Source organism: Allobosea sp. Root670, assembly GCF_001429415.1.
GTDB lineage: Bacteria > Pseudomonadota > Alphaproteobacteria > Rhizobiales > Beijerinckiaceae > Allobosea > Allobosea robiniae.
In genome coordinates, this window is record NZ_LMJU01000007.1 from 601 (window position 1) to 22,982 (window position 22,382).

At 66.4% G+C, this 22,382-nt stretch carries 19 protein-coding genes and 2 pseudogenes; 11 read left to right on the forward strand and 10 right to left on the reverse strand.

Translation table 11 applies throughout. The features are described from left to right. From ASE61_RS27115 to ASE61_RS08910, 3 genes and pseudogenes are all read right to left on the reverse strand, one after another. Positions 1 to 274 (reverse strand): annotated as a pseudogene (locus tag ASE61_RS27115) (FtsK/SpoIIIE domain-containing protein); the annotation flags it as partial. A 1-nt stretch (position 275) separates the two neighbouring features. After that, positions 276 to 2,149, reverse strand: a pseudogene (locus ASE61_RS27120) (DNA translocase FtsK); the annotation flags it as partial. 171 nt (positions 2,150 to 2,320) lie between these two features. Next, positions 2,321 to 2,977 (reverse strand): helix-turn-helix domain-containing protein, encoded by a 657-nt coding sequence (locus tag ASE61_RS08910; protein WP_082617320.1) that lies wholly within the window; start codon positions 2,975 to 2,977, stop codon positions 2,321 to 2,323. 200 nt (positions 2,978 to 3,177) lie between these two features. On the opposite strand from ASE61_RS08910, the gene ASE61_RS08915 reads away from it, so the two are divergent. Further along, positions 3,178 to 3,651, forward strand: coding sequence for a hypothetical protein (locus ASE61_RS08915; RefSeq protein WP_061966548.1), 474 nt, complete (start codon positions 3,178 to 3,180; stop codon positions 3,649 to 3,651). A gap of 27 nt (positions 3,652 to 3,678) precedes the next feature. On the opposite strand, the gene ASE61_RS08920 is transcribed toward ASE61_RS08915, so the two are convergent. The 6 genes from ASE61_RS08920 to ASE61_RS08945 all read right to left on the reverse strand — a co-directional run bounded on the left by ASE61_RS08920 (position 3,679) and on the right by ASE61_RS08945 (position 9,729). Then, positions 3,679 to 4,398 (reverse strand): ribonuclease activity regulator RraA, encoded by a 720-nt coding sequence (locus ASE61_RS08920; protein WP_061966549.1) that lies wholly within the window; start codon positions 4,396 to 4,398, stop codon positions 3,679 to 3,681. A 134-nt stretch (positions 4,399 to 4,532) separates the two neighbouring features. Further along, a complete protein-coding gene (locus ASE61_RS08925; protein WP_061966550.1) occupies positions 4,533 to 5,450 on the reverse strand; it encodes a dihydrodipicolinate synthase family protein in 918 nt (305 codons plus the stop codon). Between the two features lie 31 nt (positions 5,451 to 5,481). Further along, the gene (locus tag ASE61_RS08930; protein ID WP_061966551.1) at positions 5,482 to 6,993 is read right to left on the reverse strand and encodes a tripartite tricarboxylate transporter permease; all 1,512 of its coding nucleotides are present in this window, start codon (positions 6,991 to 6,993) and stop codon (positions 5,482 to 5,484) included. An 18-nt stretch (positions 6,994 to 7,011) separates the two neighbouring features. Then, positions 7,012 to 7,500, reverse strand: a complete 489-nt coding sequence (locus ASE61_RS08935) for a tripartite tricarboxylate transporter TctB family protein (RefSeq protein ID WP_061966552.1) — start codon at positions 7,498 to 7,500, stop codon at positions 7,012 to 7,014. Positions 7,501 to 7,629: 129 nt separating this feature from the next. Next, positions 7,630 to 8,625, reverse strand: a complete 996-nt coding sequence (locus ASE61_RS08940; RefSeq protein WP_061966553.1) for a Bug family tripartite tricarboxylate transporter substrate binding protein — start codon at positions 8,623 to 8,625, stop codon at positions 7,630 to 7,632. A gap of 69 nt (positions 8,626 to 8,694) precedes the next feature. Continuing rightward, positions 8,695 to 9,729: a 4-hydroxythreonine-4-phosphate dehydrogenase PdxA gene (locus ASE61_RS08945; RefSeq protein WP_061966554.1), complete on the reverse strand. Its 1,035-nt coding sequence runs from the start codon at positions 9,727 to 9,729 to the stop codon at positions 8,695 to 8,697. Positions 9,730 to 9,879: 150 nt separating this feature from the next. Between ASE61_RS08945 and ASE61_RS08950 the strand changes: the two genes are divergently transcribed. The 9 genes from ASE61_RS08950 to ASE61_RS08990 all read left to right on the forward strand — a co-directional run bounded on the left by ASE61_RS08950 (position 9,880) and on the right by ASE61_RS08990 (position 20,606). Then, positions 9,880 to 11,286, forward strand: a complete 1,407-nt coding sequence (locus ASE61_RS08950) for a hypothetical protein (protein ID WP_061966555.1) — start codon at positions 9,880 to 9,882, stop codon at positions 11,284 to 11,286. A 52-nt stretch (positions 11,287 to 11,338) separates the two neighbouring features. Then, on the forward strand, positions 11,339 to 12,004 hold the full coding sequence (locus ASE61_RS08955; protein WP_061966556.1) for a GntR family transcriptional regulator: 666 nt from the start codon (positions 11,339 to 11,341) through the stop codon (positions 12,002 to 12,004). Positions 12,005 to 12,285: 281 nt separating this feature from the next. Further along, the gene (locus ASE61_RS08960) at positions 12,286 to 13,878 is read left to right on the forward strand and encodes an ABC transporter substrate-binding protein (RefSeq protein ID WP_061966557.1); all 1,593 of its coding nucleotides are present in this window, start codon (positions 12,286 to 12,288) and stop codon (positions 13,876 to 13,878) included. 163 nt (positions 13,879 to 14,041) lie between these two features. Beyond that, positions 14,042 to 15,658 carry an ABC transporter substrate-binding protein gene (locus ASE61_RS08965; RefSeq protein ID WP_061966558.1) on the forward strand — a complete coding sequence of 539 codons (1,617 nt, stop codon included), beginning with the start codon at positions 14,042 to 14,044 and terminating at the stop codon, positions 15,656 to 15,658. Positions 15,659 to 15,754: 96 nt separating this feature from the next. Continuing rightward, a complete protein-coding gene (locus ASE61_RS08970; RefSeq protein ID WP_061966559.1) occupies positions 15,755 to 16,579 on the forward strand; it encodes a M55 family metallopeptidase in 825 nt (274 codons plus the stop codon). Positions 16,580 to 16,642: 63 nt separating this feature from the next. Next, positions 16,643 to 17,653 (forward strand): ABC transporter permease subunit, encoded by a 1,011-nt coding sequence (locus ASE61_RS08975; protein WP_061966560.1) that lies wholly within the window; start codon positions 16,643 to 16,645, stop codon positions 17,651 to 17,653. Positions 17,654 to 17,693: 40 nt separating this feature from the next. Further along, positions 17,694 to 18,602 carry an ABC transporter permease subunit gene (locus tag ASE61_RS08980; protein ID WP_061966561.1) on the forward strand — a complete coding sequence of 303 codons (909 nt, stop codon included), beginning with the start codon at positions 17,694 to 17,696 and terminating at the stop codon, positions 18,600 to 18,602. Positions 18,603 to 18,606: 4 nt separating this feature from the next. Beyond that, complete coding sequence (locus ASE61_RS08985) at positions 18,607 to 19,629, forward strand: ABC transporter ATP-binding protein (RefSeq protein ID WP_061966562.1); 1,023 nt, start codon at positions 18,607 to 18,609, stop codon at positions 19,627 to 19,629. Continuing rightward, positions 19,626 to 20,606 carry a peptide ABC transporter ATP-binding protein gene (locus tag ASE61_RS08990; RefSeq protein WP_061966563.1) on the forward strand — a complete coding sequence of 327 codons (981 nt, stop codon included), beginning with the start codon at positions 19,626 to 19,628 and terminating at the stop codon, positions 20,604 to 20,606. The genes ASE61_RS08985 and ASE61_RS08990 overlap by 4 nt, the downstream gene beginning before the upstream one ends. Before the next feature lie 42 nt (positions 20,607 to 20,648). On the opposite strand, the gene ASE61_RS08995 is transcribed toward ASE61_RS08990, so the two are convergent. After that, on the reverse strand, positions 20,649 to 21,395 hold the full coding sequence (locus ASE61_RS08995; RefSeq protein WP_061966564.1) for a glycerophosphodiester phosphodiesterase family protein: 747 nt from the start codon (positions 21,393 to 21,395) through the stop codon (positions 20,649 to 20,651). A gap of 120 nt (positions 21,396 to 21,515) precedes the next feature. Here ASE61_RS08995 and ASE61_RS09000 point away from each other — a divergent pair, with 120 nt between their 5' ends. Beyond that, positions 21,516 to 22,355 carry a MurR/RpiR family transcriptional regulator gene (locus ASE61_RS09000; RefSeq protein ID WP_061966565.1) on the forward strand — a complete coding sequence of 280 codons (840 nt, stop codon included), beginning with the start codon at positions 21,516 to 21,518 and terminating at the stop codon, positions 22,353 to 22,355. The last annotated feature ends 27 nt before the right edge of the window (positions 22,356 to 22,382 follow it).

A 22,382-nucleotide genomic window follows, 5' to 3' on the forward strand; every position in this document is an offset into this window, starting at 1 on the left:
CGCCATCTGGGCGAGGCGCTGGATCGTGCCCTCGATCTCCTTGCCGGCGACCATCATCAGGTCGGCCATCTCGTCGACGATGACGACGATATAGGGCAAGGGCTCGAGGTCCATGACCTCCTCCTCGTAGATCGCCTCGCCGGAATGCTTGTCGAAGCCGGTCTGGACGGTGCGGGTGATGACCTCGCCGGCCGCCTTGGCCTCGCCGACCCGGGCATTGAAGCCGTCGATGTTGCGCACCGAGAGCTTCGACATCTTCTTGTAGCGCTCCTCCNGTGATGACCTCGCCGGCCGCCTTGGCCTCGCCGACCCGGGCATTGAAGCCGTCGATGTTGCGCACCGAGAGCTTCGACATCTTCTTGTAGCGCTCCTCCATCTCGCGCACCGCCCATTTTAGGGCGACGACCGCCTTCTTGGGATCGGTGACGACGGGGGTGAGCAGATGCGGGATGCCGTCATAGACGGAGAGCTCCAGCATCTTGGGATCGACCATGATCAGGCGGCACTCCTCCGGCTTGAGCCGGTAGAGGATCGAGAGGATCATGGTGTTGATGGCGACGGACTTGCCCGAGCCGGTGGTGCCGGCGACGAGCAGATGCGGCATGCGGGCGAGATCGGCGATCACCGGCTCGCCGCCGATGGTCTTGCCGAGGCAGAGCGCGAGCTTGTGCTTGCGGGCGAGATCGGCGATCACCGGCTCGCCGCCGATGGTCTTGCCGAGGCAGAGCGCGAGCTTGTGCTTGGTCGCCTCGAAATCCTGGCTGGCGAGGAGTTCGCGCAGGAAGACGGTCTCGCGGCGGGTGTTGGGCAGTTCGATGCCGATCGCGTTCTTGCCCTGAACCACCGCCACACGCGCCGACACCGCGCTCATCGAACGCGCGATGTCGTCGGCCAAAGAGATCACCCGGGAGCTCTTGATGCCGGGGGCCGGCTCCAGTTCATAGAGGGTCACGACCGGGCCGGGACAGGCCTGGACGATCTCGCCACGGATATTGAAGTCCTCCAGCACGCCTTCGAGCAGGCCGGCATTCTGCTGGAGCGTCTCGACCGGCAGTCTCTCATCCTGCGTCGGCGGCGGCTCGGCGAGAAACTCGATCGGCGGCAACTGGAAGCCGGCATCCTGCACCACCGGCAACTCGACAAGGCGGAGCTTGGCCCTGAAGGGCGTGACCTTGGCGGGCTGGGCCACAGATTCAGGTTCAGGGCGCGCAGGTTCCGGTTGGGCGGGCTGAGGCTGAACCGGTTTGGATGGAACAGGCTTGGGCTCGACCGCAGGCCGCGTGCTGCGCGCCAGCGGCACGCCGGGCTTCGCTACAGGCACAGTTTCTTCCGGGGCCGGAGCCTCGTCCTCGACCGCAACCGTTTCCACGGCCGGGGCCTGCCAGGAGGGGGTCGCGATCTGGAAGCTCACCTGATAGCTCTGCCCCCAGCCGAAGCCGGACCAGGCGGGCGCGACCACCGGAGCAGTCACCGCGATCGTCGTCGCTTCGCGCTTCGCGACCCGCGGCTCTTCGTCGAAGGCGATGACCGGGGCATGGGCCAGCGCTTCCGCCGGCATCGGCAGAGAGACGGACTCGAAGGAGAACTCGGCGTCGTCGCGCTCGGCCTCGGGCACGCATTCCCAGAAGGCATGATCCGAGATGAAATCGAGCGGCGTCGCGACGTCCTGCTCCGGGACGACAACGATCTCCGCAGGAGCCTCGAACGCCATCTCGTCGGTGAAGGCGTTCTCACCCTCGTTGAACGTCAGCTCGACGGAGACCGTTTCATCCGTTGCCGGTTCGGGCGCCGTCTCGGTGCCGGGCGCTCCCCAGACCTGCCTGATCAGATGATCCGGCGTGCGCCAGAAGCGGACACGGCTCTCGCCCGGAGCGGGAGCGTTCGGGGACATGGCGATGTCGAGGGCCTGGCCCAGAACCGGGGAAGCGGCCAGCTCCTGCTCGGCCTGCGCAAGCTTGCGCTGGGCGTCCGTGGAGCGCGAGGGCCTGACATAGGTCGGCCAGAGGCTGGAGGATGATCCCCCCTGCCGAATCGACTCGGCCGCAGGGGCTTCCGGCGTCGCGGACGACGCGCCCTCCTGTGGCTGAACGAAGCGATTATCCTCGGGAACGACGGCGTTCGCGCGGCGGTGACGATCCAGTTTATGCATGGGCTTAGGCGAACACTACGCTTCGTTAACCTGAGCCCCAGTGCTAGCCCGGCAGGGTTAAGAGACCGTTCAGATCGAGCGCGCGGGGGCAGGCAGGATCAACACGGCGACGGCGATCATCAGCGCCCTGGCCCTGAGAACCGCGCCATCTCGTATCGCGCGCGGCAGCCCTCAGGCTGCGACGGCGCTCATCCGCGCAGCGTTCATCACGCGCACGCCGCCAGGGACGATCAGGATGGTCTTTTCGCGGGCGAGGCGGGTGAAGGTGCGGCTCACCGTTTCGATGGTCAGGCCGAGGAAATCGGCGATGTCCTGCCGCGTCATCGGCAGCGGCACCGTGACCGACGGCTTGCCGAGGCGGGCCCAGCGCTGCTGCATGCCGAGCAGGAAGCAGATCAGCTTCTCCTCGGCCGTGCGCCGGCCGAGCAGCATCATCTGCTCATGGGCAAGCGTCAGCTCATGCGTCGCGAACTCGTGCAGGCGCTTCAGCAGATGCGGCTTGGCATCGACCAGCGCGGTATAGGCGCCGCGCGCGAAGGCGCAGACCGCGACATCGCCGATGGCATCGGCCGAGAAGCCGTAGGCATCGCGCATCGCAAGGCCGAGAAAATCGCCCGGCAGCGCAAAACCGACCACCTGCCGGCGACCGTCGGAGAGCAGCTTGTAGAGGCGCACGACGCCGGCCGTGACGTTGTAGACGGAATGCGCCTCGCGGCCTTGCGTGAACAGCGTCGCGCCGGAGGCGAAATGCGTGGGATGCGCCAGGGATTCGAGCAGCGCCAGCTCGTCATCCGTCAGGGACGCACAGACGCTGACCAGCCGCACCATGCAGCTGCGGCAGCCGCCATCGCCGCAGGCCGTGGGGTGACAGTTCACGATCGCACCTTCCTGATCATCGGCAGACCATACCGCATGGGTTCGAGCCCACAAAGCGCGCTTCTGGTCGCAAGCCGCCGATTTGATCCAGATCAATGCGCCCTTGCCGGCCCGGCAATCACGGTACGCCCTCGAAACCCCGGAGAGCGTTCGTGACTGGCGATGATATCTTCGAGGTCGCGCGCATCGCGCCGGCGGGCGCCGACACGGTCTTCAGCCTCGTCGCCATGCTGCATCCGGAGGTGACCCCGGAGGGCTGGGCCGCCTTCGTGCGCGACAATTCGCAGGATGGCGCGCGGCCGCGCGGCGTCTTCGCGTTGCGCGACGCGCGGGCCATGCCGCATGCCGTCTTCACCTTCCGCGTCGCGCAGACGATCGCGGGCGGCACGGCGCTGGAGATCTCGGAACTGGCAATGATGAGGCTGCCGGGCACCTGCCTGGTCGATGCCTTGCTGCGCTTCGCCAACCAGCTTGCCGTCGAGCTCGACCTGCCCCGAATCGCGATCTCGCTGGAGCGCTCGGCCGCCTGGGCGCAGGACCATGACGCTTTCCAGCGCTCGGGCTTCCAGGTCGACCGGATGATGGTGCTCGGCCGGGCGCGACTGGCGCCGACGGCCTGCAATTGACCTGCCTCAATTGGGTATCAGCCCGACTTAGCGACCGTTGGCCTTTCGCCACGCCGCAAAATCGGTCTTGGTCTGCTCCTCCGTCGCCGGGTAGAGGCCGAGGATCGAGCGGCCTTTCAGCACCTCCTCAGTGACGAAATCTTCGAAGGCGGTCATCTCGACCGCCTCGGCCGCGACCTCGTCGGCGAGATGGGCGGGGATGATGATGACGCCCTCGGCGTCGCCGACCACGACATCGCCCGGGAAGACCGCGACGTCGCCGCAGCCGATCGGCACGTTGATATCGATCGCCTGATGCAGGGTCAGGTTGGTCGGGGAGGACGGGCGGTTGTGATAGGTCGGGAAGGGCAATCCCGCGATCTCGTAGGAATCGCGGAAGCCGCCATCTGTGACGACGCCGGCAACGCCGCGCTTCATCAGGCGCGAGACGAGGATGCCACCGGCCGAGGCCGCGCGCGGGTCCTTGCGGCTGTCGATCACCATCACGGCGCCGGGCGGGCAATCCTCGACCGCCTTGCGCTGCGGATGGGCGCGATCCTGGAAGACCGAGAGCGGGTTCAGGTCCTCGCGCGCCGGGATGTAGCGGAGCGTGAAGGCCTCGCCGACCATGGTGCCGGCGCCGGGATTGAGCGGGCGGACATCCTGGATGAACTGGTTGCGCAATCCGCGCTTGAACAGCGCCGTGCAGAGCGTGGCGACGGAGACCGTGCGCAGCTTCTCGCGGGTTTCCGGCTTGAGACTGGGCATGCGTTCACCTTCCGACGTCCGTGGCTCCCCGCCGGGCGGCAGGTGGCAGGGAAGTTCCCGCGATCCGCCCCGCTTTGTAAAGGCGAAGCGATCAGCGAAAAACGCAACCCCGCCCTTGCCTGCCGGGATACGGACTACTTGCCCCAGCGCAGCGCCAGCGGATCGAGCTCGCGGGCGAGTTCGATCAGGCCCTCGCGGGTCTTCGGATGCAACGGCGTCAGGGGATGGCGCACGGCCTCCGACCGGATCACGCCGCCTTCCTTCATCACCGCCTTGGCCGAGCGCAGGCCGCATTGGCGGTTCTCGTAATTGATGATCGGCAGGACGCGGGCATAGAGCGCCGCAGCCTGCTTGCGGTCACCCGCCGCGTGGGCGGCGAGGATCGGCTTGATCAGGTCCGGGATCATCGCCGAAGTCATCGTGCCGGTGGCGCCGGCATCAAGATCGGCCATCAGCGTGATCGCCTCCTCGCCGTCGAAGGGGCCGGCCACGGCATCGCCGCCGGCCTCGATCAGAGCACGCAGCTTGTTCGCCGTGCCGGGCACCTCGATCTTGAAATAGCGGACGAGCGGAACCTCTTTCGCCAGCCGGATCATGAAGGGCACGGTCATGGTCACGCCCGAGAGCGGCGCGTCCTGCAGGATGACCGGCAAGCCGCAGGCGTCCGTCACCGCCTTGAAATGCTCGATCATGCCCTGCTCGTCAGCCTTGAGCAGCGCGCCGTGATAGGGCGGCATCATCATCAGCATCTTGGCGCCGGCGTCCGCCGCGGCCTTGGCGCGGGCGGCGGCGATGCGCGTCGCGAAATGCGAGGTCGTGACGATGACCGGCACGCGGCCGCCGACCTGCTCCAGCGAGAGCCGCATGACCTGATCGCGTTCCTCGTCGGTGAGCAGGAACTGCTCCGAGAAATTGGCGAGGATGCAGATGCCGTCGACGCCCTGGTCGACCATCAGGTCCATGACGCGCCTGTTGCCCTCGATATCGAGGTCGCCGTTCTCGTGGAAGATGGTCGGCGCGATCGGCAGGATGCCCTTGTAGGGTTCGGTCATGGCGTCATCTCAGGTGGCGGACAGGGCGGGTTCAGACAGTGCTGGCGGCCTTGGCGCCGCGCAAGCGGCGGGCGATCGAGCCGAGGACCGGCATGACCAGAAGCGCCAGGCCGATCGTCATCAGCGTCGAGACCAGTGGGTTAGACCAGAAGATCGAAAGGGAGCCCTGGCTGAAGATCATCGACTGGCGGAAGGCGTCCTCGGCCTTGTCGCCGATGACCATGGCGAGCACGAGCGGCGCGATCGGATAGTCGAGCTTCTTGAAGAGATAGCCGACGAGGCCGAAGACCAGCGCGAGCCAGATGTCGAATTCCTTGCTCGCCGCGGTGAAGGCGCCGATGAAGCAGATCACCACGATGACCGGCCCGATGATCGAGAAGGGAATCCGCAGGATCGAGGCGAAGAGCGGCACCGTCGCCAGCACGATCACCACCGCCACGACATTGCCGAGATACATCGAGGCGATCAGGCCCCAGACGAAATCGGGCCGGTCGGTAAACAGCGTCGGGCCGGGGTTGAGGCCCCAGATCATCAGCCCGCCCATCATCACCGCAGCCGTCGCGGAACCGGGAATGCCGAGCGCCAGCATCGGCAGCATGGCCGCGGAACCGGCGGCATGGTCCGCCGTCTCGGGCGCGATCACGCCCTCGGGCTCGCCCTTGCCGAATTTGGCGGGATTACGCGAGGAGCGCTTGGCCATCGCGTAGCTCATGAAGGAGGCTGCCGTCGGCCCGCCCGGCGTGATGCCCATCCAGATGCCGATCAGCGAGGAGCGCAGCAAAGCGAGCCAGTAGCGCGGCAGCTTGGCGGCGGTGCGCAGCACGTCACCGATGCGCACCTTGGCGGCGACACCCTCGAATTTCAGCCCCTCCTCCATCGTCAGCAGCAATTCGCCGATGCCGAACAGGCCGATGACCGCGATCAGGAAGCTGACGCCGGCGAGCAGCACATCGAATTCGAAGGTGAGGCGGACATTGCCCGAGACCGAGTCCATGCCGATGGTCGCCAGTGCGAAGCCCATCGCCATCGAGACGACCGTCTTGAAGGGCGAGGCGCCGCCGAGCCCGATGAAGCTCGCGAAGGTCATGAAATAGACGGCGAAATACTCGGGCGAGGAGAAGCGCAGCGCAAAATTCGCGACCCATCCGGAGAGCAGCGTGATCAGGATGACGCCGGCCATGGCGCCGAAGCCGGCCGAAAGGAAGGCGAAGGAGAGCGCCTCCGTCGCCTTGCCCTGCTTGGCCATCGGGTGGCCATCGAAGGTCGTCGCGACCGATGAGGGTTCGCCGGGGATATTGAACAGGATCGAGGTGGTCGAGCCACCGAAGAGCGCACCCCAGTAGAGCGAGGTCAAAAGGATGATCGCCGAGACCGGATCCATCGAGAAGGTCAGCGGCAGCAGCAGCGAGACGCCGTTGGGCGCGCCGAGGCCCGGCAGGACGCCGACGAGCACGCCGAGCAGGACGCCCGCCATCATCAGCAGGACATGGTGCGTGGTGAGCGCGACCGAGAAGCCGTGCATCAGGTTGGCGACATTATCCATGCTGATATCCCCGCCGTCTCAGAGGCCGATGAGCGGCTCGATCGGGCCCTTGAGCAGGCCGATCTGGAAGAATTTCTCGAGGGCGAAATAGAAGAAGGCCGCCGTCACGAAAGCGGTCGCGAGACTCTGGAACCAGCCGTAGCCGCCCTGGAAGCGCATCGCGAAGACGAGATAGAGGATCGTCGCGACATACATGCCGAGCGTTACGCTCAGCACGACGAAGGCGACGAGCGGCAGCAGGAAGGACAGCACCCGCTTGCCGCGCTCGGCATCGAGGAAGGCCTCGGCGAGCGCGGCCCTGCCTACGACGCGCTGGCTGAGCGTGACCGCGATCGTGCCAAGGCTCGCCAGTGCGATCAGCGCCCCCGCATAGAAGGGAAAGGCGCCGGGCTGCGGGCCGGAGCTGTCCCAGCCGATGCCGAATTCGAGCGAGCCCTTCACGATGACGAGCCCGAAGACGAGCGTCAGGATCGCGGTCCCGATCTCGGCCCAGAAGCGGGTGATCATGCGGTGGGTTCTCCCTTTCAGGGCTTGCACGTCATGGCCGGGCTTGACCCGGCCATCTCGGAAACCAGCCGTCTCGTCATGAGATTCCCGGGACAGCGCGCCGCGCCGCCCGGGAATGACGATCCCACCTTACTTCGCGACCCAGCCTTCGTTCTCGAAGACCTTCTTGTTTGCCGCCTCGTCCTTGGCGACGAAATCGGCGAGTTCCTTGCCCTTCATGAACTTGCCGGTCTGGGCGGTGCGCGTCACGAATTCCTGCCATTCGGGGGTCTTGGAGACCTTCTCCAGCAGGCCGGCATAATAGGTCACGGCATCGGCCGGGACGTCGGCCGGCAGCCAGACGGTGCGCGGCATCTGGAAGGTCTCCAGCGGCAGGCCCGCCTCCTTGCAGGTCGGGATATCGCCCCAGCCCTTGCCGTCATGAACGGGTTCGCCCTTGGCGAGGCGCACCGGCGAGAAGACGCAGAGCGGCTTGACCTGCCCGGCCTTCCACTGGCCGATATTCTCGTTGGGGTTGTTGGTGTTGGAATCGATATGGCCGCCGGCGAGCTGCACGGCCGCGGCGCTGCCGCCCTGGAACGGGATGTAGATCCACTTCACGCCGGCGGCGTCCTGGATCATCGAGGTCAGGGTCTGGTCGGTGTCCTTCGATTGGCTGCCGCCCATCTTGAAGCCCATCGGCTTGGCCTTGACCGCCTCGAGATAGCTCTTGGCGTCGGCATAGGGGGCATCGCCCTTGACCCAGAGCAGGAACTCGTCGAGCGCCAGCGCCGCGACCGGCGTCAGGTCCGTGAATTTGTAGCCGAGCTTGGCGACATAGGGCAGCAGATAGGCGTTGTTGGTGCCGAAGATGACGCGGTTCGGATCGCCCTTGGCGCTCTTGCCGTAGACATAGCCTTCGGCGCCGGAGCCGCCGCCCTTGTTCACCACCACGATGGGCTGCTCGGTGAACTTGTGCTTGGTGATGATCGACTGGATGATCCGGGCGAAATTGTCGGTGCCGCCGCCGGCGCCCGAGGTCACGACGAACTCGATCGGCTTGGTCGGTTCCCAGGCCTGGGCGGCACCGATGCCGCCGAAGGCAACCGCGCCGGCAAGCGCAGCCGAAATAGCAATGGTCTTCATGGTTTCTCTCCCTGTGAGCTGGAATTGACGGGCCGCTCTTGGCGGCGGCCTTGACATGGACAGGCGGGATCAGGCAGCGGCGCGGGTCTTTTCCTTGCCATCCTGGGCCATCTTGATGGCGAGCGAGAGCGCGGCGCGCGTCGCGCCGAGATTGGCGACGCCCTTGCCGGCAATCTCATAGGCCGTGCCATGGGCCGGCGTGCAGATCGGGAAGGGGAAGCCGCCGATCAGGGTGACGCCGCGGTCGAAGCCGATCAGCTTCATCGCGATCTGGCCCTGGTCGTGATACATCGTCAGCACGGCGTCGAAATCGCCGTTCTTCGCCCGCAGGAACACCGTGTCGGAGGGGAACGGCCCCTCGACGGTGAAGCCCTTGGCCTTGGCCGCCTTCACCGCCGGCTCGATCGTCTCGATCTCGTCGCGGCCGAAATTGCCGCCATCGCCGGCATGAGGATTGATGCCGGCAACCGCGATGCGCGGCGGGTTGAAGCCGGCGGCGCGCAGATTGGCATCGGCCAGCGTCAGGGCGCGCAGGATGCGCTCCTGCGTGATGTTCTGAGCCACTTCCGAGAGCGGGATGTGCGAGGTGACGCGGGCGTTCCAGAGCTTGTCGAGGATATTGAACTCGCTCGCGGCGCCTTCGAAGCCGATCGCGTCGCGCACGAAGCGGATTTCGTCGTCATAGCCGGGATAGGCGAAGCGCATCGCCGCCTTGTTGAAGGGCGTGAAGAACACCGCATCGGCCTGGCCGGAGGCGGCGAATTGCAGCGCGCGGCGGAAATTCTCGGTCGCAGCCTTGCCGCCGGCGAGCGTCGCGGTGCCGCGCTTGAGATCGGCGGGGTCGTGATTGCCGAGATCGATAAAGGCGGGCTTGTCGCCAAGCGGCACGGCGTCACCGTCCTTGACGACCTGGACCTGCGGATCGACGCCGCCGTCCTTGATGCCGAGATCGAGCAGCCGCTTGTCGCCGAAGACGACATAGCGGGCAGCGCCGCGCAGGTCGGCCTCCGACAGGATGCGGGCCGTCAATTCGGGACTGATGCCGGAGGGATCGCCCATCGCAACGGCGATCACCGGCAAGGCGTCATTCGTCCGCTCACTCATGACTGCCACTCCGCTGCCTGTCCATTCGTCTGGCCCGTTGGCTAGCACACGCAGCCCGGCCACTCAAGTATGCTGTATGCAGCATATCCAGATTGCTGTACCAAGCAGGAAGATGCAGGCGCGGATTGCGCCCGCGCCGAAGGAGGGCCGATGAATTTTCATGCGCATTACGCCGGGATCGCGGAGCCGGTCGAAACCTGCCTGGTCGGCAGCGGCAGCTTCGGGCGCAGCTATCTCGCGCAGTCGCGCCGGACGCGGCTGGTCAATGCGCGCATCGCGGTCGACGTCACCGCCGAGGCGGCCGCGCGCGCCTTCGCCGCGGCCGGTTTCGAGCCGGGCGAGATCGCGTTGTGCGCGACCGGCGCCGAGGCCAGGACCGCATGGAACGCCGGCAAATGCATCGCCGCGGCGAGCCTCGACGTCGTCATGGAATTGCCCTTCGCGCTTCTCGTCGAGGCCACCGGGAGCCCCGAGGCAGCCACACGGCACAGCCTCGCCGCGATCGATGCCGGCCGCCATGTCGCGCTGGTCTCGAAGGAGGCCGACAGCGTCGTGGGTCCCGGGCTGGCACGGCTCGCCCGCGACAAGGGCGTCGTCGTGACGCCGGTCGATGGCGACCAGCCGAGCCTGCTGATCGCGCTCGCGAGCTGGGCCGAGGTCATCGGCCTCGAGATCATCGCAGTCGGCAAGTCGAGCGAATACGATTTCGTGCTCGATGCCGCGACCGGCGACGTCACCTGCAATGGCGTGACCCGCGCACTGCCGGCACTGCGAGAGCACTGGCTGCCGGGCTCGCGCTCGATCGTGACCAATGCAGCCGAGCGCGCGCGCATCCTCGGCGAGGCTTTCCCGCTGCGGGCCGTGCCCGATCTCTGCGAGATGACGCTGGTCGCCAATGCGCTGGACTTCTCGGCCGATGCCGCCGGCTTCCACGCGCCGCCGGCCCGCGTCCCCGAGCTCGCCGATCTCTTCGCGGAGCGCGCCGAGGGCGGGCTGATGGAGGGCACGCGCCGGATCGACGTGTTCCATCATCTGCGGCTCAAGGAAGAAGCGAGCTTCGCCGGCGGCGTCTTCATCGTCGTGCGCTGCGACAATGACGAGACCTGGGAGATGCTCGCCGGCAAGGGCCATGTCGTCAGCCGCAGCGGCAGGACGGCTGCGCTCTACCTGCCGCGCCACCTGCTCGGCGTCGAGGTCGCGACCTCCATCCTCGATGCCGCCGGCCTCGGCCGCTCGGGCTATGGCGACGATTACCGCCCGCGGCAGGATCTCGTCGCCGTGGCGCAGCGCGATCTCGCCGCCGGGACGGTGCTCGCGATGGGCGGGCATCATCACAGCATCGACAATGTTGGCGCCGAAGTGAGGCCGGCGATGGCGCTGGCAGCCGAGCGCGCCGCCCCGTTCTACCTCGTCGCCGACCGGACGCTCGTTCGCCCGGTCAAGGCCGGCGAAGCGATCCGCCTCGGCGATGTCGCGATCCCCGAGGATTCCGGGTTGCTGGCGATGCGCCGACGGCAGGACGCGCTGTTTGCCGCCGGGAACGACGTGCCGGTTTGACAGCGCGGAAGCCGCATGCCGTAACGGAGAGGCCGGAAACACGGGAGCAACGATGAGCGAGACGGCGGCCGACTATATCCCGATCACGCGGCGGACCCTCCATGACGAGGTGCTGGAGCGCGTGCGCGACATGATCATCGAAGGGCGCCTCGCCCCCGGCCAGCGCATCAACGAAGGCCAGGTCGGCGCCCAGCTCGGGGTCTCGCGGACGCCGCTGCGCGAGGCGATCAAGACTCTCGCCAGCGAGGGGCTCGTCGAGATCCTGCCGGCCAAGGGCGCGATCGTCCGGAAATTCTCGGCGCGGGACCTCGCCGACATCCTCGAAGTCATCAAGAGCCTGGAGCAGCTCGGCGGTCGGATCGCCTGTGCGCAGGCCAGCGACGCCACGGTCGAAGCGATCCACACGCTGCACCGGGACATGCTGGCACTCTACGCGACGCGCGACCGGCTGGACTATTTCAAGCTCAATCAGGCGATCCACAGCGCCATCGTCGCGGCCTCCGGCAATGCGGTGCTGGCCGAGATGCACACCACGCTGCAATCGCGGATCAAGCGGCTGCGCTTCGTCGGCAACGAAGGCCCGGAAAAATGGGCCGGAGCGGTCGCCGAGCACGAGGACATGATGGCGGCGCTGCTCAGGCGCGACGGCGACGCCCTGGCCGAGGCGATCGGCCGCCATATGGACACGACGCTGGTGCGGGTGCGCGAAGTCCTCTGAGGGCCTGCCCGAACACCGGGCCTGTCTGGAACCCATAGACTTTCGAATAAGCGTCCGACGGCAGCACAAGCTTTCTCGCGCCGCCCGGAATCCGTTCCGACACAATCGTTTACCCTCACCTTGGAGCCGGCCTTCAAGCCCTCCGAGACGGCTATCCGCGCTCTCCTTCTTTGAATAAGCTGTAGACAAGGCGGCCCGGGGACTTCCGCCCCAGGAGCTTCCGATACAACGGGGCCGTTTGCCGCCCTCGCGAGGGCGGAAAGGCGTTCAAGGAGACACCCATGAAGACGATTCTGTTGGCGACGCTGTCGGCCGCCGCGCTGATGGCCGCGCAACCGCTGATGGCCAAGACGCTGGTCTATTGCTCCGAGGGCAGTCCCGAGAATTTCGCGCCGAGCGTCAACACCACCGGCACGTCCTTCGATGCGAACACCCAGATCTACGACACGATCGTCCAGTTCGAGCGTGGCGGCACCAAGGTCCAGCCGGCCCTTGCCGAGAAATGGGATATCTCGCCGGACGGCCTGACCTACACCTTCCACCTGCGCAAGAACGTCAAGTGGCAGTCCAACAAGAGCTTCAAGCCGACGCGCGACTTCAATGCCGACGACATCATCTTCATGATCGAGCGGCAGTGGAAGGAGAACCATCCGTTCTTCAAGGTGACGAGCTCGAACCACTCCTATTTCAACGACATGGGCATGCCCAAGCTGCTGAAATCGGTCGAGAAGGTCGATGACTACACCGTCAAGTTCACGCTGAACCAGCCGGAAGCGCCCTTCCTCGCCGACCTCGCCATGCAATATGCCAGCGTGCAGTCGAAGGAATATGCCGATGCGATGCTGAAGGCGGGCACGCCCGAGAAGCTCGACCAGGACCCGATCGGCACCGGCCCGTTCTATCTCGTGCAATACCAGAAGGACGCGATCATCCGCTACAAGGCCAATCCCGACTATTGGGCCGGCAAGGCCAAGATCGACGACCTGATCTTCGCGATCACGCCGGACGCCTCGGTGCGCTGGGCCAAGCTCCAGAAGGGCGAATGCCATGTCATGCCCTATCCGAACCCGGCTGATCTCGACGCGATCAGGAAGGACGCCAATGTCGAGATCCTCGAGCAGCCCGGCCTGAACATCGGCTATCTCGCCTACAACACCACCAAGAAGCCGTTCGACGACGTCAAGGTGCGCCACGCCGTCAACAAGGCGATCAACAAGCAGGCGATCATCGACGCGGTCTATCTCTCCAGCGGCGTCGCGGCGATCAACCCGATCCCGCCGACCATGTGGTCCTATAACGAGACGATCAAGGACGATCCCTATGATCCGGAGGCGGCCAAGAAGGAGCTGGCCGAGGCCGGCTATCCGAACGGGCTGGAGATCGACCTCTGGGCCATGCCGGTGCAGCGCCCCTACAACCCCAACGCCAAGCGTATCGCCGAACTGATGCAGGCCGATCTCGCCAAGGTCGGCGTCAAGGCCGAGATCAAGAGCTTCGAATGGGGCGAGTACCGCAAGCGCCTGCAGGCGGGCGAGCACCAGACCGGCATGTTCGGCTGGACCGGCGACAACGGCGACCCGGACAACTTCCTGCACACGCTGCTGGGCTGCGACGCGGCCAAGAACAACGGCGGCAACGTCGCGAAGTTCTGCTACAAGCCCTTCGATGACCTGGTCGTGAAGGCGAAGACGGTCACCGACCAGGCCGAGCGCGAGAAGCTCTACCGGCAGGCGCAGGTGATCTTCAAGGAGCAGTCGCCCTGGTTCACTATCGCGCATGCGGTGCAATTGAAGCCCGTTCGCAAGGAAGTGAAGGACTTCAAGCTCTCGCCGTTCGGCCGCCACACCTTCTACGGCGTCGACATCGGCAAGTGACCTTCCGCGCCAACCGCGCCACATCGTGGCGCGGTTGATGCTTGCCAGTTGATGCTTGCCAAGTGACGCGGCCCCGCCGGACCGCGTTCCGGGAGGTGGAGACGATGGGGCACGACGCCCCGCGCCCGATCCGCCTCTCCTGCCTGTCCCGAGAGAGATGCCCATGCCCGTTCGTGCCCGTTCTCTTGCCCTGACGCTGGGGCTGAGCGCCCTTCTGCTGCCCGCCGTCGCCAGCGCCCAGGCGCTCGTCGTCTGCTCCGAGGCCAGTCCCGATTACCTGAACCCGCAATTCAGCGGACAGAACACCGCCTATGACGTGGCGGCACAGATCTATGAGCGGCTGACCGCGACGGAGCGCGGAGGATCGCAGATCATCCCGAGCCTCGCCGAGTCCTGGACGATTTCCGATGACGGGCTGACCTACACGTTCAAGCTGCGCAAGGGCGTGAAATGGCACGCCAACAAGAGCTTCACGCCGACGCGGGACTTCAACGCCGACGACGTGATCTTCTCGTTCGGCCGCATGTTCGACGAGAAGAATCCTTTCCACAAAGTCGGCAGCGGCAATTTCGGCTTCTTCGCCGAAATTGTGAAGCCGAGCCTGAAATCGATCGAGAAGGTCGACGACCTCACGGTCAAGCTGACCTTGACCAAGCCGAACTCGCCGCTGCTCTCGGCGCTCTCGGTCGAGCCGATGTCGATCCTTTCGGCCGAGTATGCCGCGGCGATGCTGAAGGCCGGCACGCCCGAGCAGATCGATTTCGTGCCGATCGGCACCGGGCCGTTCTCGCTCACCTCCTACCAGAAGGATGCCGTCATCCGCTTCAAGGCGGTGCCGGACCACTGGACCAAGGCAGTCGGCAACCGCGATCGCATGGCGCTGGTCAACGACCTGATCTTCGTGATCACGCCGGATGCCTCGGTGCGCTTCGCCAAGGTGCGCTCGGGCGAGTGCCAGATCGCGCGCTATCCCAATCCAGGCGACCTGCCGGCGATGAAGGCGGAAGCCTCGATCAACCTCCTGCAGGGCAGCATCGCCGACCAGAGCTTCCTCGCCTTCAACCAGCAGAAGAAGCCCTTCGGCGACAAGCGCGTGCGCGAGGCGCTGGCCTATGCGACCAACATCCCTGCGATCATCGACGCGGTCTATCAGGGCACCGGCAAGATCGCCGCGGCTGCCGTGCCGCCCTCGCTCTGGTCGCATGATGCGGATCTGAAGCCGCGCCCCTACGATCCCGAGAAGGCCAAGGCGCTGCTGAAGGAGGCAGGTCTCGCCGACGGCTTCGAGACGACGCTCTGGGCCATTCCGGTCGTGCGCGCCTATATGCCGAACGGCCGGCGTGCGGCCGAGCTGATCCAGGCCGACTGGGCCAAGATCGGCGTCAAGGCGACGATCCAGACCTACGAATGGGGCGAGTATCTCAAGCGCGGCCGCGCCGGCGACCATGAGGTCGGCATGTTCGGCTATACCTGGGACTATCCCGATCCGAGCCAGATCCTGCTTTCGGGCTGGACGTGCGAAGGCGTGAAGAGCGGCGCCAACCGCTCGCGCTGGTGCAACCAGGAGGCCTCGGACGCGCTGGCCAAGGCCAGCACCATCACCGACCAGGGCGAGCGCACAAAGCTCTACAAGCGCTTCCAGGAGCTGTTCCACGAGGATGTCGCGGGCCTGCTCTTCGCCAATGCGCAGGCGTTCACGCCGGTGCGCAAGGAAGTGAAGGACTACAAGATCCACTTCTTCGGCGGACAGCCCTTCTACGGCGTCTCCATCGCCAAGTAATCCTGCGCCCCTCTCGCCGCGGCAGCCCACGCTGCCGCGGTCGACTGCCTGCGCGCTCATGCGAGCGGCGCAGGGCCTCCCCCGGAGCTCATCGCCATGCGCATCTACATTTCCGCCGACATCGAAGGCATCGCCGGCGTCGTCACCCGCGATCAGACCCTCGTGGAGGGCTTCGAATACCAGGCCGCCCGGATCTGGATGACCGACAGCGTCACCGCCGCGGCGCGGGCCGCCTATGCCAGCGGCGCCAGCGAGGTCGTCATCGCCGACAGCCATGGCAGAGGGCAGAACCTGCTGCTCGAGCGGCTGCCGCGCGAGGTTCAGCTCGTCCGGGCCCATCCGCGGCCGCTGTCGATGATGCAGGGCATCGAGGCCGGCAGCTATGACGGCGCGCTCTTCATCGGCTACCACACGGGAGCGACCAATCCCGAGGGCGTGCTGGCCCATACCTTCCGCAGCGCCTGCCTGCGCGAGGTCAGGGTCAATGGCGTCGCCGTTCCGGAGGCCGGCATCAATGCCGCCATCGCCGGGCATTTCGACGTGCCGGTCCTGCTCGTCAGCGGCGACGACGCCACCATCGCCGAGACCAAGGGGTTCCTGCCCGATATCGAGGGCGTGACGGTGAAATGGGCGCATAGCCGCCAGTCCGCCCGCACGCTGATGCCGGAAGCCTCTTACGAGCTGATCGCGGAGGGTGTGAAGCGCGCCATCGCGCGGCGGGCCGCGATCAAGCCCTATCGCATCGCCGGGCCGGTTACGCTCGATATCAACTTCCTGTTCCGGCAGCCGGTCGAGTATCTCGCCATGCTGAAGGCCGTGGAGCGTCTCGACGCCTTCACGATCCGCTATGTCGCGGACGACATTCTTGATCTCCAGCGCTTTTTGGTGTTTGCGCTGGGCTACAGCTCGACATTGCAATAAATCCAAACGACCTGCCGGCGTGCAACGATCCTTTTCACGCCGGCCAAGAACATCGGCACAACCATGCTGCGCTTCATCTTCACCCGGCTGAGCCTGGTCATCCCGACCTTCATCGGCATCACGCTGCTGGCCTTCTTCCTCGTCCGCCTCGTCCCCGGCGATCCGATCGAGACCATGGCCGGCGAACGCGGCATCGACGCCGCCCGCCACGCCCAGCTCCTGACCGAATACGGCCTCGACCGGCCGCTGCTCGTCCAGTACGGCAAATATATCGAGCGCGTCGTCCAGGGCGATCTCGGCAAGTCGATCGTCACCCGCGAGAACGTGCTGACCGAATTCGGCCAGCTCTTCCCGGCGACGATCGAGCTCGCGATCTGCGCCATCCTGATCGCGCTGATCGTCGGGCTACCGGCCGGCATCATCGCGGCGGTGAAGCGAAACTCGATCTTCGACCACGGCGTGATGGGGATATCGCTGACCGGCTATTCGATGCCGATCTTCTGGTGGGGCCTGCTGCTGATCCTGCTGTTCTCGGTGCAGCTCGGCATCACGCCGGTCTCGGGCCGCATCGCGGTGCAGTATTTCATCGAGCCGGTGACCGGCTTCCTGACCGTCGACAGCCTGCTCGCCGGGGATATCGACGCCTTCTGGTCGGCCCTGTCGCATCTCGTCCTGCCGGCAATCGTGCTCGGCACCGTGCCGCTGGCCGTCATCGCGCGCATGACCCGCTCGGCGATGCTGGAAGTTCTGGGCGAGGACTATATCCGCACCGCCCGCGCCAAGGGCATGGCGCCGATCCGGGTCGTGGCCATGCATGCGCTGCGCAACGCCCTGATCCCGATCGTCACCGTCATCGGCCTGCAGGTCGGCGCGCTCTTCACCGGCGCGATCCTGACCGAGACGATCTTCTCCTGGCCCGGCGTCGGCAAATGGCTGATCGAGGCGATCAGCCGGCGCGACTACCCGGTCCTGCAAGGCGGCACGCTGATGCTCGGCGTCGTGGTGATGAGCGTCAACCTCTTCGTCGACCTGCTCTACGGCCTGATCAACCCGCGCATCAGGCACGCAAGATGAACCGTCATTTCTCCCTTCGCTCCCGTCGGAGCCTGACCGCATGAGCACCCAAACCCTCAACGCCCCGACTGCTGCGCCCAGCGCTGCGCCGCCGCATCCCGTCCGCGAGTTCTGGACCTATTTCAGTGCCAATCGCGGCGCCGTCGCCGGCCTGGTCGTCATCGTGCTGGTGCTGCTCTGCGCGCTGTTCGCGCCGCTGATCGCGCCGCATGAGCCGAACCTGACCAACAACGCGGTCTTCCTGAAGCCGCCGTTCTGGCAGGAGGGCGGCTCGCTCTCCTATCCGCTCGGCACCGATGCGATCGGACGCGACATCCTCTCGCGCCTGCTCTTCGGCGCGCGGCTCTCGCTGGTGATCGGCATCGCGGTCGTGGCGCTCGCGATCGTCGTCGGCATCGTGCTCGGGCTGATCGCCGGCTATTTCAAGGGCATCGCCGATATCGCGATCATGCGGCTGATGGATATCCTGATGACGATGCCGAGCCTGCTGCTCGCCATCGTCATCGTCGCCATCCTCGGCCCCGGCCTGATGAACGCGATGCTTGCGGTGGCCATCGTCGTGCTGCCGCATTACGTCCGCATCACCCGTGCCGCGGTCATCGCCGAGGCGAGCAAGGACTATGTCGTCGCGGCCCAGGTCTCGGGCGCGCAGACGGTCCGGCTGATGTTCTCCGAGATCCTGCCGAACTGCGCCGCGCCGCTGATCGTGCAGGCGACGCTCGGCGTCTCCACCGCGATCCTCGATGCCGCCGCACTCGGCTTCCTCGGCCTCGGCGCCCAGCCGCCGACACCGGAATGGGGCACGATGCTGGCGGACGCCCGCGAATTCGTGCTGCGCGCCTGGTGGGTCGTCACCTTCCCGGGCCTCGCCATCCTCATCACCGTGCTCGCCTTCAACCTGCTCGGTGACGGCCTGCGCGATGCGCTCGACCCCAAGCTGAAGCGCTGATCCCATGCCCCTGCTCGAAATCGAAAACCTCAGCGTCGAATTCCCGACCTCCCAGGGAACGCTGCGCGCCGTCGACCGCATCGACCTCACCCTCGAAGAGGGCGAGGTGCTCGGCGTCGTCGGCGAATCCGGCTCCGGCAAGAGCGTGACCATGCTCGCGCTGATGGGCCTCGTCGGCTATCCCGGCCGCGTCCGTGCCGACAAGCTGCGCTTCGATGGCCGCGACCTCCTGACCATGTCCGCCCGCGAGCGCCGCCAGCTCACCGGCAAGGACGTGGCGATGATCTTCCAGGAGCCAAGCACCAGCCTGAACCCCTGCTTCACCATCGGCTTCCAGCTTGCCGAGACTCTCAGGAAGCACGAGGGCATGGATAACAAGGCGGCCAAGCGCCGCTCGATCGAATTGCTCGAGCAGGTCGGCATCCCCGCGCCGGAAAGCCGCCTCAAGGCCTTCCCGCACCAGATGTCCGGCGGCATGAACCAGCGCGTGATGATCGCGATGGCGATCGCCTGCAATCCGCGCCTGCTGATCGCCGACGAGCCGACGACCGCGCTCGACGTCACCATCCAGGCGCAGATCCTCGACCTGCTGATGTCGCTGCAGCGCGAGCGCAACATGGCGCTGGTCCTCATTACCCACAACATGGGCGTCGTCGCCGAGACGGCGCAGCGCATCATGGTGATGTATGCCGGGCAGATCATGGAGGAGCGCAAGGTCGACGCGCTCTTCGCCAACCCGCAGCATCCCTATTCCGCCGCCCTGCTCGCCGCCCTCCCGGAGCGCAGCGAGCATGCGACCCGCCTTGCAACCATCCCCGGCATGGTCCCCGGCCTGAACGACCGGCCGAAGGGCTGCCTGTTCTCGCCGCGCTGCGCCTACGCGACCGATCATTCGCGCAACATCCAGCCGGAGCTGCGGGATTGGGCAGACGGACGCGTGCGTTGCCACTATCCGCTCGGCGATCCCCAGCGCGACGCTGCGCGTGCCCGCGACGAAGCCGGCCAGGCGACGGAGGCCGTGCGATGAGCAATCCCGTGATCGAAGCGCGTGAGCTGACGCAGATCTACCCGGTCAAGCAGGGGCTTTTCCGCGCCCCGGCACAGTTGCAGGCGGTCAACAAGGTCTCCTTCGCGGTCGAGGCCGGGCGCACGCTCGCCGTCGTCGGCGAATCCGGCTGCGGAAAGTCGACGCTGGCGCGCATGGCGACGCTGATCGAGGCACCGACCTCCGGAGCGCTGACGCTGGACGGGGTCGATGCCGTCTCGCCGCCGGCCAGCGAGCGCCGGCGCCTGCGCCGCACCGTGCAGTTCGTCTTCCAGAATCCCTATGGTTCGCTCAATCCGCGCAAGAAGGTCGGGACGATCCTGGAGGAGACGCTCAAGATCAACACCGACCTCTCGCCGGCCGAGCGCACCGAAAAGGCGCGCGCGATGATGGCCAAGGTGGGCCTTCGTCCCGAGCACTATGCCCGCTATCCGCACATGTTCTCGGGCGGCCAGCGCCAGCGCATCGCGATCGCCCGTGCGCTGATCCTGTCGCCGAAAGTCGTGGTGGCGGACGAGCCGGTCTCGGCACTGGACATCTCGATCCAGGCGCAGGTGCTGAACCTGCTCGCCGACCTGCAGGACGAGCTGAAGCTCGCCTATCTCTTCATCTCGCACGATCTCAGCGTCGTCCGCCACATCGCCCATGACGTGATGGTGATGTATCTCGGCAATGCCATCGAGCATGGGCCGAAGGAGCGCATCTACGCGCGCCCCTTGCATCCCTATACGCAGGCACTGCTCGCCTCGACGCCGCGCGTCGATGCCGGCAAGCGCGAGCGCATCATCCTGCGCGGCGAATTGCCCTCCCCGCTCAACCCGCCGAAGGGCTGCGTATTCTCGACCCGCTGCCCCCACGTCACCGAACGCTGCCGGGCCGAACGGCCGGAGAAGCGCGAAGTCGATGGCCGGCAGGTCGCCTGTCACTATGCCGAGGATTTTCTCGCCAAGGCGGCGTGAACGAGGGCGGAGGTTTCGAGCGGCCCGCCCAACGTCGGATCGCTAGCCGCCGATCTCACGCCGGACGGCAATGGCGATATCCGGCCGGTCGGTCGTGAAGGCGCTCACGCCGTCCGAAAAGGCCTTGCGGATCGCCGGCTCGTCATGCGCGCCGTAATAGCCCAGCGTCACCGCCTCGCCGCGGCAGGCCTCCCCATCGCCATCCTGCGCCTGCACGATTCGGATGGCGATCTCTCGCACACCGGCCGCGCGCGCCTCGCGGGATAGCTTGCTCAGGTCCCGCGTGGGTGGTGCCAGCAGCTTGTCGGCGACGAGCCAGATCGTCGGCGTGGCCGGCGCGAGGCGCAGGAGTTCTGTGAGCGTGGGCAGATCGAAAGAGGTGAAGGTCGTCCTGTCGAGCAGGCGCCTTTCCCGCAGTCGCGCGACGACCTGCGCCTCGATCCCGGGATAGCGCCCGCCGCCCTGCCGCGTCTTCAATTCGATGCGCAGCCTGATGCCGCTCGGTTCGAGGATATCGAGGATCTCATCGAAGCTCGGGACGGTTTCTCCGTCCGTGCCGATCAGCTCCACGGCCTGAAGCTCAGTCCAGTCCATCTCGCCGACCGCCCCGGAGCCTGACGCCGTCCGGCCGAGCAGGGGATCGTGATGGACGAGCAGAACGCCGTCGCGGCTGCGATGGATGTCGAACTCGATGAAATCCACCGGGAGAACCGCAGAGTTGCGGAAAGCGAGGCGGCTGTTCTCGGGCCAGATTTTGGCCCCGCCGCGATGTGAGGCGATATCCGTCATATCCCTGTCACCGTCCGGAGAGATGTCTGCTTATGCAACATAAATTGCCGATGAGCGAGTCTGCAATTTAACTTGCATATCGCTGCAAGGCTCCTTTACGCTGCCTTCATGGGAGACACGATGAACCTGACGGAGATCATCGCGGCGCGCCGGGACGAGCTGACCGAGTCGGACCGGCGACTGGTCGAGGTTCTCCTGGCCAATCGCACGGCAGGCAGCTTCCTGCCGTCACACAAGGTCGCCGAACAGGCCGGCGTGCACGCCTCGACAGCCGGCCGCCTCGCCCGCAAGCTCGGCTTCGCCTCCTACCGCGAGATGCGCGGAGCGCTGCAGGACACCGTCGTGGCCGATCTCGACGCATCGGTGCGCGTGCAGCGCCGGCTCGACCGGGTTCGCGGCGATTCCCTGCTCGGCTCGGTCGTCGAAGGCGAAATCCGGGCCCTCGGTAACCTGGTCAACCAGATCACGGACGCGGAAATCGTCGCCGCCGCCGCGATGATCCGGCAGGCCGGGCACATCCTCGTCGTGGGCGAGGGTCATGCCAGCAGTCTCGCCGACATGTTCGTGCGACGCCTCGTCAGGTCCGGCTACCGCGCGGCGGTCGTCGCCCATGCCGACTGGCAGGCGGCCGACCAGTTGCTCGGCCTCGCCGCCGGCGACGTCGTCGTCTCCATGATCTTCCGCCACGAAAGTCCGGGGGCGGCACGATTGGTGTCCTGCGCCCGCGAGATCGGAGCCGCCACGCTGCTGATCACCGACCGGCGCACCGGCGTCCCCCTCTGCGACAGGCAACTCGTCGCCGCGCGCGGCGAGCAGGGCGAGTTCCATTCGCTGACCGTGCCGATGGCGATCTGCAACACGCTGATCCTGGAATTGTCACGCACCGACCAAGGCCGCTCGCTGAAGACGCTCGCGAAAGTCGAAACGCTGCAACGCCTGTTTCGCGGCAAGCCCGGATAGGGCTGTCGCATCGACGAACGACGGAAC